This window comes from Christensenella intestinihominis (assembly GCF_001678845.1).
GTDB lineage: Bacteria > Bacillota > Clostridia > Christensenellales > Christensenellaceae > Christensenella > Christensenella intestinihominis.
This window is the reverse complement of record NZ_MAIQ01000004.1, coordinates 103,660-119,953: the sequence shown is the minus strand read 5'-3', so window position 1 is coordinate 119,953 and position 16,294 is coordinate 103,660. Positions and strand designations below refer to the sequence as shown.

At 53.9% G+C, this 16,294-nt stretch carries 12 protein-coding genes; 10 read left to right on the top strand and 2 right to left on the bottom strand.

The window, feature by feature from the left end; genetic code table 11:
- Positions 1 to 43: 43 nt before the first annotated feature.
- The gene (locus tag BBD38_RS07025; protein ID WP_235829110.1) at positions 44 to 358 is read left to right on the top strand and encodes a hypothetical protein; all 315 of its coding nucleotides are present in this window, start codon (positions 44 to 46) and stop codon (positions 356 to 358) included.
- Positions 359 to 475: 117 nt separating this feature from the next.
- Here the strand turns inward: BBD38_RS07025 and BBD38_RS14285 are convergent, their stop codons facing one another.
- Positions 476 to 646: a DUF362 domain-containing protein gene (locus BBD38_RS14285; protein ID WP_082989545.1), complete on the bottom strand. Its 171-nt coding sequence runs from the start codon at positions 644 to 646 to the stop codon at positions 476 to 478.
- A gap of 71 nt (positions 647 to 717) precedes the next feature.
- Positions 718 to 1,968, bottom strand: coding sequence for an oxidoreductase (locus BBD38_RS07020; protein ID WP_066686166.1), 1,251 nt, complete (start codon positions 1,966 to 1,968; stop codon positions 718 to 720).
- A 292-nt stretch (positions 1,969 to 2,260) separates the two neighbouring features.
- Here BBD38_RS07020 and BBD38_RS07015 point away from each other — a divergent pair, with 292 nt between their 5' ends.
- From BBD38_RS07015 to BBD38_RS06970, 9 genes are all read left to right on the top strand, one after another.
- Entirely contained in the window at positions 2,261 to 3,136 is an 876-nt protein-coding gene (locus BBD38_RS07015) for a LuxR C-terminal-related transcriptional regulator (RefSeq protein WP_066686165.1), read from the top strand.
- Between the two features lie 195 nt (positions 3,137 to 3,331).
- Complete coding sequence (gene tilS / locus BBD38_RS07010) at positions 3,332 to 4,738, top strand: tRNA lysidine(34) synthetase TilS (protein WP_082989544.1); 1,407 nt, start codon at positions 3,332 to 3,334, stop codon at positions 4,736 to 4,738.
- A 2-nt stretch (positions 4,739 to 4,740) separates the two neighbouring features.
- Complete coding sequence (gene hpt / locus BBD38_RS07005; protein WP_066686157.1) at positions 4,741 to 5,289, top strand: hypoxanthine phosphoribosyltransferase; 549 nt, start codon at positions 4,741 to 4,743, stop codon at positions 5,287 to 5,289.
- Between the two features lie 554 nt (positions 5,290 to 5,843).
- Complete coding sequence (gene ftsH, locus BBD38_RS07000) at positions 5,844 to 7,853, top strand: ATP-dependent zinc metalloprotease FtsH (RefSeq protein WP_066686155.1); 2,010 nt, start codon at positions 5,844 to 5,846, stop codon at positions 7,851 to 7,853.
- A 145-nt stretch (positions 7,854 to 7,998) separates the two neighbouring features.
- Positions 7,999 to 8,829 (top strand): PHP domain-containing protein, encoded by an 831-nt coding sequence (locus BBD38_RS06995; RefSeq protein WP_066686154.1) that lies wholly within the window; start codon positions 7,999 to 8,001, stop codon positions 8,827 to 8,829.
- Between the two features lie 74 nt (positions 8,830 to 8,903).
- The gene (locus BBD38_RS06990; RefSeq protein WP_066686152.1) at positions 8,904 to 9,905 is read left to right on the top strand and encodes a ribose-phosphate diphosphokinase; all 1,002 of its coding nucleotides are present in this window, start codon (positions 8,904 to 8,906) and stop codon (positions 9,903 to 9,905) included.
- A 77-nt stretch (positions 9,906 to 9,982) separates the two neighbouring features.
- Positions 9,983 to 11,275 (top strand): hypothetical protein, encoded by a 1,293-nt coding sequence (locus BBD38_RS14820; RefSeq protein WP_066686151.1) that lies wholly within the window; start codon positions 9,983 to 9,985, stop codon positions 11,273 to 11,275.
- A 65-nt stretch (positions 11,276 to 11,340) separates the two neighbouring features.
- Complete coding sequence (gene yfcE, locus BBD38_RS06980; RefSeq protein ID WP_066686493.1) at positions 11,341 to 11,904, top strand: phosphodiesterase; 564 nt, start codon at positions 11,341 to 11,343, stop codon at positions 11,902 to 11,904.
- A 424-nt stretch (positions 11,905 to 12,328) separates the two neighbouring features.
- Positions 12,329 to 16,282: a beta strand repeat-containing protein gene (locus BBD38_RS06970; protein WP_066686143.1), complete on the top strand. Its 3,954-nt coding sequence runs from the start codon at positions 12,329 to 12,331 to the stop codon at positions 16,280 to 16,282.
- Positions 16,283 to 16,294 lie beyond the last annotated feature (12 nt).

Here is a 16,294-nt window from a genome sequence, read left to right as displayed (position 1 = left end):
TTTCGCCCGGCCGGACAAGGAAAGACTGAAAGGAACCATGAAAATGGATACGCTGGATTTTGATTATTTTTTCCGGCAGCTGAAGGCCGGGAAAAGCATTGATGAAACCTGTTTTTATTTTGCCGATGACGAAAAGCAGGCAGAGCATTACCTTGGATATCTCCCGGAGTTCGATAAACCGTATTGGGTGGGATATTGCGATATTCCGGACGGGACGGACTTCGCGCTTGCGGAAGAGCTCGTGGAAGCGCCGGTTTTTGACGGGAAATCGCTGAAAGAGCGGTGGAATGAGGTCCGCATTGTGAGCATCTGGGGAATAGGCCTCGACGACTGGATGAAATACTGCGGGCATGTTTAAAGACAGGGTTTTGGGAATGAATACAAAAGGACCGCATATCGGCGATATGCGGTCCTTTTTGGCGGGGCAGCCGCTTTTTACAAAACGGCTGCGGTTCCCGCGTTTCTCATTTGATTCTCATTCCGGGTATGCCGCGTGGGTCGGGCATTCAATTTCACATGCATAACAGTCGATGCATTTGTCCCTGTCAATCTCCATGTGCTTTTCGCCCTTGTGAATCGCGTGCACCGGGCACAATTTTACGCATCTTCCGCAGTTGATGCAATCGTCGTCTATTGTTCTTGCCATAATACTGCCACCTTTCTGCTTATTATAGATCGTTCCCTATTTTTCCCTGCTGCAGGTTTTCCGTTCCGCAATCAGGTGTGTTTTGCTTTCAGTTTGCCCTCTTCCTTAATCATCTTAACGTATTCATCCGTGAAATGCGGGTCATACGTCGCACAGCCTACGTGATGCTGGCGGATCAGGAATTCCACGCAATGGTCGCAAAGCGTGCACCAATGGATATCCTTTTCGTTTCCTTCCATCATCTTTTTCGGGAGGTATGGGTCCGCAAACGCCTGGCGGCCGATTGCAATCGCATCCACAATGCCTTCCTTGATGTTTTTGTTGCCCCAGAAACGCAGGTTGTTCTTTTCAGGCTTTACAGCACAGAAGGGCTGCTTGCCGTCGCGGTAAATGCTGTAAGCGGAACCGATCACCGCCGTTTCCGGTTTCAGTGCGTCGCGGCAAACCTTCTGGAAATAGAAGTGCATATATGCATAGTCCGGCGTCCGCCTGTCAGGATGCGCAAGATCGAGCGTATGGGACGGGGAACCCGCAGACTGGAGGATATAGCTTGCGCCATGCGCCTCAAGCTGCTTGACGAGGTCGATCGATTCGGTCAGGTCCATCAGGGCGGTATCCGGGCCGGCCGTGCCTACGCCGCCCGGGAAGCCTTCGTAAATGGAAATTTTGGAACCCAATACGAAGTTTTCGTCCGGAATTGCAGCACGGGTGCGGTCATAAATATCGATTGCAAACTGCCTGCGGTTTTCCCAGCTTCCGCCGTATTTCCAGTTATCCTTGTTGAACGGACGAAGAATCTGGCTGCCAAGGTATCCGTGGCAAAGCTTCAGGTCTACGCCGTCCGCGCCAACCTCGTAAGCGTATTCGGAGCCGAGCACATAATCCTTGATTACCTGCTCGATTTCCTCTTCGCGCACCAGCTTGGAATCTTCATATCCCGGAAGCGGCTCTTCCGTTACACGGATTCGCTGTGAATATACGTTGTTGCTGATTTCGCCGGAATGCGTGATCTGGAAAAAGATCAGCGTATCGGGATTGATTTCCTTCAGATGGGCGATGAACTTTTTCAGCGCCGGAAGGTTGTGTTCCTTGATCGAGAGCTGGTTCCTTCTCGCGATATAATCGTATTGCGGCGTGATCGCTTCCAGTATGACAAGACCGGCCTGTCCTTTGTAATAATCCTCATACCGTTTATAGGTTGCCGGACTCGGATCGCCGTTGTCAAGTGCGTCACAGCATTCCATTGCATTCAGCACAATACGGTTCTTCGCTGTTCTTGTACCGATCTTAATCGGCGTAAACAACAATTCTTTTTCAGCCATTCTTAAATACCCTCCATATTTAGTTATTTTATTTTGAAAAATGTGAAAAGCCCCTCAATACTGCTATCATAAACCTATGGCGGCAATCATACAATCCCTGAAAAGTCCATTGATAATACCAGTGCAAAACTAGTATTTTGATTGACTTTTGGCCATGGGGGGCCTATACTGAAATTATTACAGTTTTCCAAATGCCCCGGCGTCAGATATCTGCGGGGATTGCCATACAACATATCCCGTACGCTGCGGGCTGTTATCTGCTGTAAAATATCGATATATGGGGAAATTTTAAATGGCGAAAAGTACAGAATGGGTATTCAAGCCCGACGTGCCTACCGCAATCTCGGTCGATACGGAGGACGAGTTCCTCTCCAATACGGAGCTCTATGAAGCGGTTCTTTCCAGTATACAGGACGGAATCAGCGTCCTCAAGCCGGATTTTAAAATTATTTATGTGAATAAGTCTATGCTGCACTGGTATCCGGGCGGGGACAATGTGCTCGGCCAGAAGTGCTATGAGGTGTTCCACGGCCGCGGGGAGCCGTGCGCCTGCTGCCCCACAATCCGCGCCGTCCGCACCGCCGCGCCGCAAATGGACCTTGTGCCCTATACGACGGACGGCAAGGATTCGGGATGGCAGAAGCTGTACGCGGTTCCCGTCCTCGACAAAAACGGCCATGTTGTATTGGTCATCGAATATATCCGCGACATCACCTTCCAGAAACGCGTGGAGACCAATATGAACGAGCTGGCGGAATTATATGAGAACCTGGAAGCGCAAAACGACATGCTGATGGAAATCCTGAACCAGCGGGAACGCTATAAGGAGGACCTGGAACAAACCATCACGCAGAATGTGGAAAAATATATCCGTCCCTCCCTGAATTACCTGAAGAAAAACGTCAAGGAACGGGACCTTAATATTGTGACGGGGCTGATTGACGAGATCGTATACCCCATTACCAAAAAACGCCCGTCCGTGTTCGATAAGCTCAGCCCGCGTGAATTGCAGGTGTGCACGATGATTAAGGAGGGGTATTCCAGCAAGGAAATTGCCGACGCGCTGTTTATCACCAAGAAAACGGTGGATTACCACCGCAGCAATATTCGCAAAAAGCTGGGTCTCCGCGAGGAAAACCTCCGCGTTTACCTGGAAACCCATCTGTAAGGAATGAACGAAGCGCCCGGGGCGGAACGAATTCTTCCGGAAGGCGGATGAATTTGCGCGGGCGCCCGATTCATATTGCGTTCATGTGCGTGCGGTATAGTAATATTAACAAAATATTCACGCGAAATCCCGGCGCTTAAAGGTTGTAAAGTGGGGCGCTTCAGTATATTATATATACTAGGGATAGAATTTGGTATGGAAGAGCGAGTGAGGGACTTCATAACAGAAAACGGGCTGATCGGTCTTGGACAGACGGTCGGCGTCGCGGTTTCCGGCGGACCGGATTCCATGGCGCTCCTGGCCTGCCTCCGGTCCCTTGCGCCGTTTTTTTCCTGCTCCGTGGCATGCGTGCATTTCGAACACGGAATCCGCGGGCAGGAATCGCTTGACGATGCGGATTTTGTAAGCCGTTTCTGCGAAGAGCAGGGCATCCCCTTTTATATGAGCGCGGCGGATGTTCCCGTGCTTGCGGGGGAATGGGGGATGAGCGAGGAAACAGCGGCGAAGCGCGCGCGGGAAACGTACTTCAACACGCTTGTTGAAAACGAAGACGTCGACGTGATCGCGACGGGCCACCACAGCGACGACAATGCGGAAAGCGTGCTCATGCATATCCTCCGCGGCAGCGGGATCGACGGGCTTAAGGGAATCGCCGCGCGGAATGGAAATTTTATCCGCCCGTTCCTGTGCGTTTCGCGGGAAGACGTGATGGAATACGTCCGGGAAAAAGGCCTTTGCTATGCGCAGGACAAAACGAACGACAGCGCGCAATACACACGTAATTTTGTCCGCAATACGCTGCTTCCACAGGTCAGGGAAAGGATTAACCCCGATGTTTCCGGGGCCCTCAACCGCCTGAGCGCGATTGCGCAGGAAGATTCCGCGTTTATCTTTGGCGAGGCGGAGCGCGTGTTCCCGGAATGCGCCGCACAAAAGGGCGACCGTGTTGAAATCGATATCGGGCGTTTCCTTGGGCTTTCACCGGCGGTGGCCTACAGGATCATCAAAATCGCCTGCGCAAAGCTTTTTGTTACGCAGGATATAGAGAAGGCCCACGTGGGTTCGGTGATGAGGCTCGCGCAGAAAAACAAGACGGGCACCCGTGTAAACCTCTCCGGGGGGCTGTGCGCGGAAGTGGAATATGGAACGCTCGTTATTTGCTTTGCGGCGCGGCGTATCAATTACAGCTTTTGCAGCGTGTTTGATATTGAGGCGAAGAACGAAACGCCGTTTGGGGATTATATCGTGTGCGAGCAGGCCCGTGCCTGCGATTTCAGCAATAAAGACCCGTATACGGCGTATGTGGACCGGGACAAGCTGCCCGCGCATTTCATGTTCCGCACGAGATATACGGGCGACCGCATCACGCCGCTTGGAAGCGGGGGAAGTAAAAAGCTGAAGGATTACTTTATTGACAAGAAGCTGACGCGGGAGCAGCGGGAAAAGACGCCGCTTCTTGCCGACGGCAACCGCATTATTTGGGCGGTAGGCCACGTAATCGGGGACGATTACAAGGTGGATGGTACAACAAAGCGTATTTTGCGGATGAATTATGTCCGCTGCGGCAATAAAAAAGAAGAAACTGACGGGGGAGAAAGCTGAACATGCAGCATTATGTGGAACGGGATATCGAAAAGATATTGCTTTCAAAGGAACAGATCGAAGATCGCGTAAAAGAGCTTGGCGAACAAATTTCAAATGATTACGAAGGGAAGGACCTCATCGCGGTGGGAATCCTGCGCGGGAGCGTCGTGTTTTTTTCCGATTTGATGCGCCAGGTCAAAATTCCCATGGAAATCGATTTCATGGCGGTTTCAAGCTATGGAAAGGGCAGCACGTCCTCGGGCAGCGTACAAATCAAATACGACATGCAGGAGGATATCCGCGGGAAGCATCTTCTGATTATCGAAGATATTATCGATTCGGGCTGGACGCTGCACAACCTGACGGAACAGCTCAAGGGCAGGAAGCCGGAAAGCATCAATATCTGCTGCCTGCTGAACAAACCCGACCGCCGCGAGGTAGAGGTGCCGGTGAAATATGTCGGCTTTGACATCCCGGATGAATTCGTGGTCGGCTATGGGCTGGACTATGCGTCGAAATACAGGAACTATGAGCATGTAGGCGTATTGAAACGTTCTGTCTACGAATGAGCCGCATACGGTTTGAATCCGGCAAAAAGTAGGTAATAATATTAATATGATATAAACCCATTGCCTTTGCGGCAGCCAACCGGAAAGCGTAAAATGGGCCCCCGCAAAACTCGCAGGGTGAATCGCCGCAAAGCGGCGAGAGAAAGCACTCTGGGGTGAACAAAGTGAGTTTTGTGGGGAAGATGGCTGAAGCTCCGGGAGCGCGAGGAAACCGAAGCGCGACGGCAAGCAGAAGCTATGCAGGGCAGGAGCAACCGCCCGCAGCCGCGAAGCTTCGTCCGCAGGACGAAACGAGCAAAAGGGCGCTAAGAAGAAGGCATTATAAAAAATTTAAAAGAATAAACCCATTGCCTTTGCGGCAGCCAACCGGAAAGCGTAAAATGGGCCCCCGCAAAACTCGCAAGGTGAATCGCCGCAAAGCGGCGAGAGAAGGCACTCTGGAGTGAACAAAGTGAGTTTTTGTGGGGAAGAGGAGCAACCGCCCGCAGCCGCGAAGCTTCGTCCGCAGGACGAAACAAGCAAAAGGGCGCGTTGCGACGAAGGAGGGTAGAAATTTGGGCAAATTTTTCAGAGGGCCGCTGATCTATATTATCATTATCGTAGTAATCATATTGGCGGCACAGTTCCTGGGCAGTCCGCAGACAACGACGGTGGACGAGCTCCAGTATTCGGAATTCCTGCAAAAGGTGCAGGGAGACGACATCAAGGCTGTGGCGCTTCAGGACCGCACGCTTGTGGGCCTGTATAAAACAGGGTCGCAGGTGCAGGACGAAAAGCTGTTTCCCACACAGCAATATGATTTTTCAACCACAATCCCGGCATCTGTCGAGCAGTTCAACCAGGACCTGGCCGCAGTAACGGGTAGCACCAATCCGGAAGAATACGGCTTTACGCTGAACTATGTTCCCACACCGGAACCGAACTTCTTTGTACAGCTGCTGCCGTACCTGATCCCGATTGTGCTTTTGCTGGTGCTGTGGGTGGTCATCATGCGGCGCGCGCAAAACGGCGCGGGCGGCACGGGCAGCGCGATGGCGTTCGGAAAGAGCAAGGCGCGCATGACGGACGGCGGCGATACCAACAAAACGTTTGCCGACGTTGCGGGTGCGGATGAAGAAAAGGAAGAGCTTGTCGAGATCGTCCAATTCCTGAAAAATCCGGCAAGGTTTAAAGAACTTGGTGCGCGCATCCCCAAGGGCGTGCTCCTGGTGGGCCCTCCGGGCGGTGGTAAAACGCTGCTCGCAAAGGCGGTCGCGGGCGAGGCGAAGGTACCCTTCTTCTCAATCAGCGGTTCCGATTTTGTGGAAATGTTCGTGGGCGTCGGCGCGTCCCGGGTGCGTGATTTGTTTGAAAATGCAAAGAAAAACGCTCCCTGTATTGTATTCATCGATGAAATCGATGCGGTAGGACGCCAAAGGGGCGCGGGCCTTGGCGGCGGCCACGACGAACGAGAGCAGACGCTGAACCAGCTGCTCGTTGAAATGGACGGTTTTGAGGTCAACGAGGGAATTATCGTCATGGCGGCGACGAACCGCCGCGATATCCTCGACCCCGCGCTCCTGCGCGCCGGTCGTTTTGACAGGCAGATTACGGTGAATTATCCTGACGTTAAGGGCCGGGAAGAAATCCTCAAGGTGCACGCAAAGGGCAAGCCCTTTGAATCCGACGTGGATTTCAAGGTAATTGCGCGGCGCACTCCGGGCTTTATCGGCGCGGACCTTGAAAATGTGCTGAACGAAGCCGCGATCCTAACCGCCCGCCGCCGGAAAAAGAAAATCGGTATGAGCGAGATCGAGGAATCGATCACGCGGGTCATTGCGGGGCCGGAAAAGAAGAGCCGTGTCATGACCGAGGACGACAGGCGCTGCACCGCCTATCACGAGGTGGGCCATGCCATTCTTGCGCATGTGCTCCCGAAGTGCGATCCGGTGCATGAGGTTTCCATTATTCCGCGCGGCATGGCGGCAGGCTATACCATGACGCTGCCGGAGGAAGATAAACAGCATGTGTTTAAATCCCGCCTGATGGATGAAATCACGATGATGCTGGGCGGCCGCGTGGCGGAGTCGCTTACCCTGAAGGATATTTCCACGGGCGCGATCAACGACCTCCAGCGTGCGACGGAAACGGCGAAGGACATGGTCACAAAATACGGCATGAGCGACGAGCTCGGTCCGGTGTTCCTCGCATCCGGCCACGAAGTGTTCCTCGGCAAGGATTTCGGGCAGACGCCGGAATATTCCGAGAGCACGTCCGCGCGTATCGATGCGGAGGTAACGCGTATCATCGAAAGCGCGTATACAAAGGCAACGGATATCCTCAGCAAAAACCTGCGCAAGGTGGTTAATATCGGCGAGGTGCTGATGCGCAAGGAAAAGCTGACAGGCGAAGAATTCCAGCAGCTGTTTGACGACGAAATCCCGGTAGACGACCCCGATTCCTGGGAAATTGAGGAAAAGAAGACGGAAAAGGAACCGGAATGGGTTGCGCCTCCGGAGCAGCCGACAGATGCGGAAGCGGTGGAAACAATTATTGTGGAGCCGCCCAAACCGGAAGATATATGAAATACGAAAATCAATCGCGCCAAAGGAGGCAATTGATTTTCGGCGGCTGAACGGTTTCGTTTTGCGGGGCAATACGGAGCTTCATTCATTACAAACAGCAGGGGCGCGATCCGTCGCGCCTTCCTGTTTTTCACGGAGCAAAAATATGATCGATTTACATATGCATTCAACGGCGTCCGACGGAACGGATACGCCGAAAGAAATTATCACAAAATGCCGGAAGCTGGGCCTTAAGCTTTCCGCAATCACGGACCACGACACGATGGATTCCCAGCCGGAGGCAATTGCCACGGCAAAAGAGCTGAGGCTGAAATATCTTGCGGGCGTGGAGTTTTCCGTGCGCCATACGGGAGAGCTGCATATCCTCGGCTACGGCATGGACACAAAGGACAAGGAACTGACCGCCATGATGGACGACCTGCGCGGCTCCCGCGTCGAACGTGTGCGCGAAATCATCCGCGTGGTGCAGGAGCACGGCATGAAGATAGAGTTTGCGGATGTGGAGCGGTTTGCGAAGGGCAATACGCTCGGGCGGCCGCATGTGGCGCTCGCGCTGATTGAAAAAGGCTATGCGAGCGATTTGCAGGACGCGTTCACACGCTATTTAAACGAGGAAGGCAGCTGCTATGTACAGCGCCGGAAATTAAACCCGCAGCAGGCGATTGAAATGATCCTGAAAACGGGAGGGATTCCTGTGCTTGCCCATCCGAAGTTTGTGCGGGCGGATAACATTGAAACTTTGACAGCCGAGCTCAAGGAAATGGGACTCGGGGGAATCGAAGCATATTATCCGGCCCATTCGGACGCGGATGTGGAGCGTTATTTAGGGATTGCAAAACGCCACGGGCTCCTTGTAACGCAGGGCAGCGATTACCACGGCGCAATGCGTCCTTATGCGGCGATTGCGTGCGAAAAACGGACGAGTCCGTATCTCGACGAGTCAATTAAAATTTTAACTGAAAAATATGCAATTTGATTGAAAAGGGACCGGGCGGGTGCTATAATCAGTAATAGGTGTTTAAACGATTATAACAAGGATGGTAGGTATTTATGCTGAACGGAAACCCGGACATAAAAATTTTTGCCGGCTCATCGGGGGTTGCTTTCGCGAAGAAAATGTGCGCCTATCTGGGGGCAGATTTAGGAGCGTCGGAGGTGATTCATTTTTCCGACGGAAATATTTTTATCCGTATTAAAGAAACGGTAAGAGACAAAGACGTGTATGTAGTGCTCCCGATTGGTTTGGACCCCAACAACGAATTAGTGGAGCTTTTATTTTGGATGGATTCTTTCAAGCGTGCGAGCGCAAGCTCGATCACGGCGATCATTCCATATTTCGGGTATGCCAAGGGCGATAAAAAGGACGAGCCAAGGGTTTCCATCCGTGCGCGCGTATGTGCGGACTGCCTTGAAACGGCGGGTGCGGACAGGGTTATTACCATGGACCTGCACAGCGCCCAGGTACAGGGTTTCTTCAAAATTCCGGTTGACCACCTGCTTTCCCTGCCGATCCTCTGCGAATATATCAAGGGAATGGATATCATGGAAGACCTCGTGGTCGTTTCCCCGGACGCCGGTTTTGCCAAGACGGCAAGGAAGTATGCGGATTACCTGCAGCTGCCCGTTGCCATTGGCGATAAAACGCGTACGGACCATGACGAAAATGCGCATATCCTTGAGCTTATCGGCAATGTGGAAGGCAAGAACTGCATGATCGTGGATGATTTCTCCATTTCCGGCGGAACGCTGATCGATGTGGCCCATATGCTGAAATCGCGCGGCGCCAAGCGCATTGTGGCGGTCCTTGGGCATATCATGCTGCGTGAAAAGGGCGTGAAAGCCATCAACGAAAGCCCGATTGAAACGGTTATTTCCACAGACAGCGTAGAAAATCCGTTCATCATCGGCCAGAAAAAATTCCAGACGGTTTCCGTTGCCCCGCTTTTTGCAGAGGCGGTTTACAGAATCCATGAACGTGAATCGGTGAGCACGCTGTTCTCCACCGTGCCGCAAAAATTGAAAGACGACCTCAAGGAGTCTTGCGGAAAATAATCGACAGTATGAAACGACCCTGCCTTGTTGTATTGCTATAATAAGACAGGGGATTTTTTTAGATCGAGAGGAACTATATGAAAAAATATACGAAATTAATGGGCCTCGTTGTTATAATTGCCCTGGTGCTGGCGATGATGGCGCCCATGGCGGCGTTCGCGGAAGGGGAAACGGCAGAGCCTGATCCCACGGAAACGGTTACGGCGGCGCCGGACCCGACGCCCGAGCCCACGCCGGACCCAACGCCTGATCCCACGCCGGACCCGACGCCCGAGCCTACGCCGGACCCGACGCGTCAGCCGACGCAGGCGCCGACCCAAACCCCGGAGCCGTCCCCGTCGCCTACCGAGACGCCGGACGACAGCCAGAATTATGTCGACCTGATAATGTATGTCTATGACAACGGCGCGGTTGCCTCCGGATATACGGTGAAGGTAGGAAACCTTTCCCAAACGAGTAATCAGGAGGGGATGGTCACGTTCCCGGGCGTGCCGCTTGACAGCCATAATGTGACGATCGTGGGCAAAGACGGAAAAGAGAGCACGGGCCGTATCCTGCTTTCCCGCGGAGACCGTACGGCGATTGTGGATATGGCGATGGGCGGTAAATACGATATCTCCATCGCGAACGGCGTGCAGAGCCTGCATATGACCGTCGCCTTTATGGCGGAAGAAGCCTTGCAGATCACGGCTGTGGGGGAAAGCAAGACGCCCGCTCCCGAAGCGACGGCAACGGCTTCCGCAGGGGTTGCCGGAACAATTAAATTTACGGCCGACTTTGTGGATGCGGCAGACAAGGCAGTGGCCGGCATAGGGGTACAGATCAACCAGGGAGATACGCCGCTTACCACCGGCCTGACCGATGGCAAGGGACGGTTTGTGTTCAACCAGGGGGGCATCGGCGCCTACCAGTGGGGGCTTCTTGCGCCGGGCGCATCTATGGAGCAGGGAAAGATTTTGAGCATCGAGGTGCAGCAGGGAGCGACGACAAAAATCGTTTCCGCGGATGGCGATTCCTACGTGGTGCAAACGCCGGGTACGTCCAAAGACCTGTACCTGAAGTTTGAGCAAAACGGCGACAGCTTTACTTTAAAAGAGGTTGCAGACAAGGTGCCGGGGGGGATCAGTTCCCTCATGCTGGGGATTATCATGGTGATTGTGATTATTGTCGTGATAATTGTAATTATCGCCGTGGCGCGTCATAACAAAAAGAAAAAGCGCAAGATTGAAAAAATCTATAACGAACCGCGCGGACGCGAACGTGAATTTGAACTTGAGGATGACGAAAAGGATGATGAGGACGACCTAGAGCCTCCGCGTCCGAAACAGACGGGCGGCGCCAATAAAATGGGCGACCGGAGCCGGTTGTAAAACAGGAAAAATATGAAGTGCGGCGCAGGAATGCGCCGCACTCTTTTGAATCGGGGGAAAAACAAATGAGAGTGTTGATCGCATCGGATATCCACGGCTCGGCATCCTTCTGCGCCCGGCTCATGGAAGCATACGGGCGGGAACGGGCGGACAGGCTGCTCCTGCTCGGAGACCTCCTGTATCATGGCCCGAGGAACGATTTGCCCGACGGATATGCGCCTAAAAAGGTGATTTCCATGTTGAACGGCATGAAAAACAGTATTATGTGCGTGCGCGGCAACTGTGAGGCGGAGGTCGACCAGATGGTGCTCGAATTCCCGGTCATGGCGGATTACGGCGTGTTTTCCTTTGGGGAGCCCGTGATCTATGCGACGCACGGGCATGTGTGGAACGAAGAAAACCTGCCGCCCTTAAAACAGGGCGACATCCTTCTCTGCGGGCATACGCATATTCCAAAATGCACGGATCATGGAAGTTATGTGTATATGAATCCCGGATCGGTTTCCATTCCCAAGGAGGGAAGCGCGCATAGCTATATGATTTATGAAAACGGCGTTTTTACGTGGAAGACGCTCGACGGGCAGGCATACATGGAATACAAAACGCAAAGGAAAGGTATTTCGCAATAAAATCCAATACAGAATGGGTAAGCAGGCCATGCCCCGCAAGCGCATGGCAGACTGCCCCCGAACCCCCTGTCCCAACCGGGACAGGGGGTTTTCTATTGTTTTGGCTTTTTTCCGGCGCCTTTCCATCCAAACCCGACCCGGTCTTACGGTTGGACCCTTTCAGCGGCAGGAGGGCATCGCCCTCCTTTTTGTGATGCAGTCAATAAATTTTGGTATATTCACATTTGCGTCAACCTTGCCGCGTGATAAGGCCGCGCAGGCGTTGAGAACGTATTGTCTATTTGGTATATAACGTATTGTCTATTTGGTATATATAGACTACATATATAGGAAAGCGAAACTAATACACAGAGAATCAGATATCTATTCTGTCGAAATCGGATCAATGGACACAATGAGTAGAAAGCATAAAAAGGGGATCAAAATGAAGAACAGCCGTTTAGATTCCGGCAAAAAATATAAATTAAAAACACGCCGTAAAAGATGCCTTTCCATTGTATTGGCCCTGGCGCTTTTGATAACCCTGCCCGTTGCTTCTTTCGCGATGGGCGACACGATTATTAACAATGAGGGCGATGGCGGCATCCCTGTGGAAATGCCGACGGAAAGAATAAATAACGAAGCAGAGCAGGCTGCGGAGCCGGAAGAGCCCGGACAGGCGGATACGTGCGTTTGTGAAACCCTGTGCACGGAAGATGCAGTAAACGGGGATTGCGCCGTATGCGCGGGAAGCCCGGCAAGCTGTACGGGAAAAGAAGCGGAACCAGTGCCGGAAGCGGAACCAGTGCCGGAGCCAGAACCAACACCGGAGCCGAAACCGGAACCGGAGGAAACGGAAAATACGCCTGTGCAGGAGCTTACAATTCATTTTAAGGTAGCGGAAGCCAACGACGGGAACGGACTCCTGAAACCAAGCGCGTTAGGAATAAACGGCGATGGGACGGTTACGCTCCCGGGCTATGAAGACGTCTTTACGGCGGAGGATTATGAAATTCCCGGGGGGCTTATATTCAAGGGCTGGGGCCGGGAAGATTTATCCGTGCTGGAAGCGGCCGGGACGGCTGTCCTTTCCGAAGGCGATGAGCTGGCCGCAATTTTTGAACAGGACCCAAATGCGCAGGGCACGGCGTTGGGCGGCATGGTGGCAAACGCCAACGAATTTGTCGCGGCGTTGGGGGGCGCGGCAAACGCCGAAGCCGACGGGAATACAATCACATTAAAGGAAGATGTTTCACTGGAAGCGGCAATTACAGTCGGCGCGGGTTCGTATACGCTGAACGGGAACGGACATGCCGTCACAAGAAGCTTTGCGGGCGGCGGGTCTGCCGCAGCGCCATCGGCAATGTTTTTGGCTACCGGGGCCGGTACGGGGCTTGCATTCGGGGATATCGTCCTTGATGGAAACAAAACGGGTTATCCCGCCATGCCTGAAGCTTATTCGTCGGTCATTTATGCCATGTCCGGCGCTGCTGTTGATATAAACAGCGGCGCTGTAATCAGGAATAATGCACGAAACGGCGTCGTTCTGGAAGGAGAAGCGGCTGTCAGCATGTCCGGCGGAAAAATACTTGATAACCAAACAGGAGTGAGCTTTTACCATCCAACCGCCGGAACGGTTTTTAATATGAGCGGGGGAACGATATCAGGCAGCACGAATTCAGGAGTATACCTGTCGGGAGCCGCGGGGACGGCAAATTTGTCCGGCGGTGAGATATCTTATAACACCTCGGCAAGGAGCGGCGGCGGCGTAGGGCTTGAGAGCGGCGCGGCCGTTCATATATCCGGGAGCGTAAAGATTGTAAACAACTCCACAACCAACGGCAATGGCGGCGGCGGACTCTATGACAACAGCAGTCATATTACCTTTTCGGGGACCCCGGTCATTGCGGGCAATGTCGTCAACGGAACGGTTTGGGGGAGCAACGGCGGCTATACGCTCAGCGGAGGAACTGAGAACAACCTGGCCTTCGCGCAGTGGACCGCAAAGAGCAATAAGCGTGCCATTACTGGGGAACTGGGTACGGGCGCGAATATTGGAATCACCTCGCCGGTGGACTCCGCGGTGCAGATTATACGCGACGATACCGGGGAAAAAGCGGGCACGGAGTATATCGGCGCACAGGGCTATTTCCGGGCGGATTCACCGGCTTACGCCACCACCCTTGACGGCGGCAGCGGAAACATCGTCCTTGCCCCGGCGGAAGTAAGATATACGCTCGCGGGCAGCGGGACGGAATATTCCGGCACGTTTGTCCAGGCAATTGCGGCCGTCAACGCCTCGGCCTCCGGCGGAACGATCACCCTGCTTGCGGATATCACGCTGGCAGCCGGACAGACGGTCACTAAGAATACCGTTATTTTGGGCGGCGGGCACACCATTGCGCGCGTAAATGCCAACGGCGCAATGCTCATCGTCGATTCCGGCGCAACGCTGACGCTGGGAAACAGCGCGGGCACGGAAGCGCTCACCCTTGACGGGAAAAAACTCACGGCAACCGGACCGGTCATACAGCTCGGCAGCGGGGTTTTGAATATGTATGAGGGAACGATACTCCAGGATAATATAAACAACGCGAACGCAGGAGCCGGAGGGGTCCAGGTCGGGGGAGGCGGTACATTCAACATGTACGGCGGAAGGATTTGGGATTGCGAAGGGATGCAGGACACGGGCGGCGTCGTGATAAGCGGCGGGGCCTACCTGCTTTCCGGCGGCGTGGTGTCAGGAAACAAGGGCAGCGGCTTCGGCGGAGGGATTTGCCTCACCAGCGGAAGGTTCGAGATGAGCGGCGGCGCGGTTTCCTATAATAAAGGCGGCTTTGGCGGCGGGCTTTATATAGAAAATCCGGCCGGGGCGTCCGTTAAGCTTACGGGCGGGGAAATCAGCTATAATGACGCCGCGGTACTGAACGGCGGTATAGGCTGGTCCCAGGGACTGCATATCAGCATAGCGGGAACGCCCGTCGTCACAGGAAATATTGAGGGCGGCAGCCTGGAAGGAAGCAAGGGAAGCTATACGCTTTCGGATGGCACTGTAAGCAATATCGCCATTTCCGGGAATGACGACACGCTTAAAATTACCGGCCCCATGGCAGGCGGGGCGCGAATCGACGTATCGGGGGATTATGGAGTGGCCTATCCGCTGCTCGTGGCGACAAACGAAACGGGAACGCCGCTGGGCGCGGAATATTATGGCGCGGACGGTTATATCCGGTCGGATAACGCAAACTATGTTTCGAAACGCAACGCGGACGGGAATATCGTGCTCGGCAAGGCGGTCGTTTATGTACAGCAGCCCCAAGACACGTTGATCCCGGAAAAAGGCGGAAGCATATCCTTTGCGATGGACAGCCCGGTTGCGGGCTTGCTAAATACCGTCTCCGTATATACGGCCGAAGGGGCCCGTGTAAGCGGAGCGGCCGCATCGGCCAGCGGCGATAAAGGAATCACCGTTACGTTCAGCAGCGCGAATGCGCTCGCGGCGGGAGAGTATTATGTGATGACGGACGACGTAAAAAGCAGCGTGTTCGGGCTTTCCACCTGGTCGCTTTCCGGGGCCGACGGAACCTCAGACGCGGAACTGACCGCCGGCGAAACCGTGCTTTCGAATGATAACAACGACGCGGTGAAACTCACGGTCAATCCGGCGAAGGCGGGCGCGCAGATATTCATGGGAACGCCTGCGCTTTCCCTGCCGGGCTATACGCCGCAAATCGCGGCAATCGGAGAAGTAAAGAACAACCGCAATTCATGGGGCAGCGCCGACGCGATGAAGAAGTTCGGGTTTGGCCTCGGTGCGGTCGATATGAACAGCATCACAGGCGACATGCCGATCGGAAGCGAGAACGCGGTACGCCTGTATAACGCATACGCGCTCTCCGAAACGGTGACGGGCGGGAGCCTGAAAATCCCGGTGAAAATCATGGACGGGGCGTCCGCGCTTGGTTCCGCGGAAATAGAGATTCCGTTCAACGTCCGGCAGGCGACGATCAACGTGTCGATCCCCATAGCAAGCACGGCAAAGATCGACGCGGCGGGGGAAATCACATTCCCCGACGCCCAGCAGCTGACCAACGCCTCTATGGCGCCGGTGCAGCTTACGAATGTAGCGATGTCATGGACTGCGGATGCCGGAAGCTGGGTAAGCGATATAAACGCGCTGAGCGCACAGCTGGGCATCGGTTCAAACCGGTACGTTTTTTCAAACGGGGGAAGCATGGCATATCCAATTCCCGCCGCAGCGGGAAAAGTAAACGGCGGGGGAAGCCTGATGCTTGACTGGGGAATGAAGCTCGGCGCGGGCAACGTCCTCAACTATTGGAACGCGGGAGAGTCCGTACATATGGCGGATATTGTTTATACCGTCAAAATGGCACAATAAGAAGGGTACTTA

Excerpts from the sequence above, each read along its gene's own strand:
- BBD38_RS07025 (WP_235829110.1), top strand. The coding sequence starts at position 44 with ATGGATACGCTGGATTTTGATTATTTTTTCCGGCAGCTGAAGGCCGGG.
- BBD38_RS14285 (WP_082989545.1), bottom strand. The coding sequence starts at position 646 with ATGGCAAGAACAATAGACGACGATTGCATCAACTGCGGAAGATGCGTA.
- BBD38_RS07020 (WP_066686166.1), bottom strand. The coding sequence starts at position 1,968 with ATGGCTGAAAAAGAATTGTTGTTTACGCCGATTAAGATCGGTACAAGA.
- BBD38_RS07015 (WP_066686165.1), top strand. The coding sequence starts at position 2,261 with ATGGCGAAAAGTACAGAATGGGTATTCAAGCCCGACGTGCCTACCGCA.
- tilS (WP_082989544.1), top strand. The coding sequence starts at position 3,332 with ATGGAAGAGCGAGTGAGGGACTTCATAACAGAAAACGGGCTGATCGGT.
- hpt (WP_066686157.1), top strand. The coding sequence starts at position 4,741 with ATGCAGCATTATGTGGAACGGGATATCGAAAAGATATTGCTTTCAAAG.
- BBD38_RS06995 (WP_066686154.1), top strand. The coding sequence starts at position 7,999 with ATGATCGATTTACATATGCATTCAACGGCGTCCGACGGAACGGATACG.
- BBD38_RS06990 (WP_066686152.1), top strand. The coding sequence starts at position 8,904 with ATGCTGAACGGAAACCCGGACATAAAAATTTTTGCCGGCTCATCGGGG.
- BBD38_RS14820 (WP_066686151.1), top strand. The coding sequence starts at position 9,983 with ATGAAAAAATATACGAAATTAATGGGCCTCGTTGTTATAATTGCCCTG.
- yfcE (WP_066686493.1), top strand. The coding sequence starts at position 11,341 with ATGAGAGTGTTGATCGCATCGGATATCCACGGCTCGGCATCCTTCTGC.
- BBD38_RS06970 (WP_066686143.1), top strand. The coding sequence starts at position 12,329 with ATGAAGAACAGCCGTTTAGATTCCGGCAAAAAATATAAATTAAAAACA.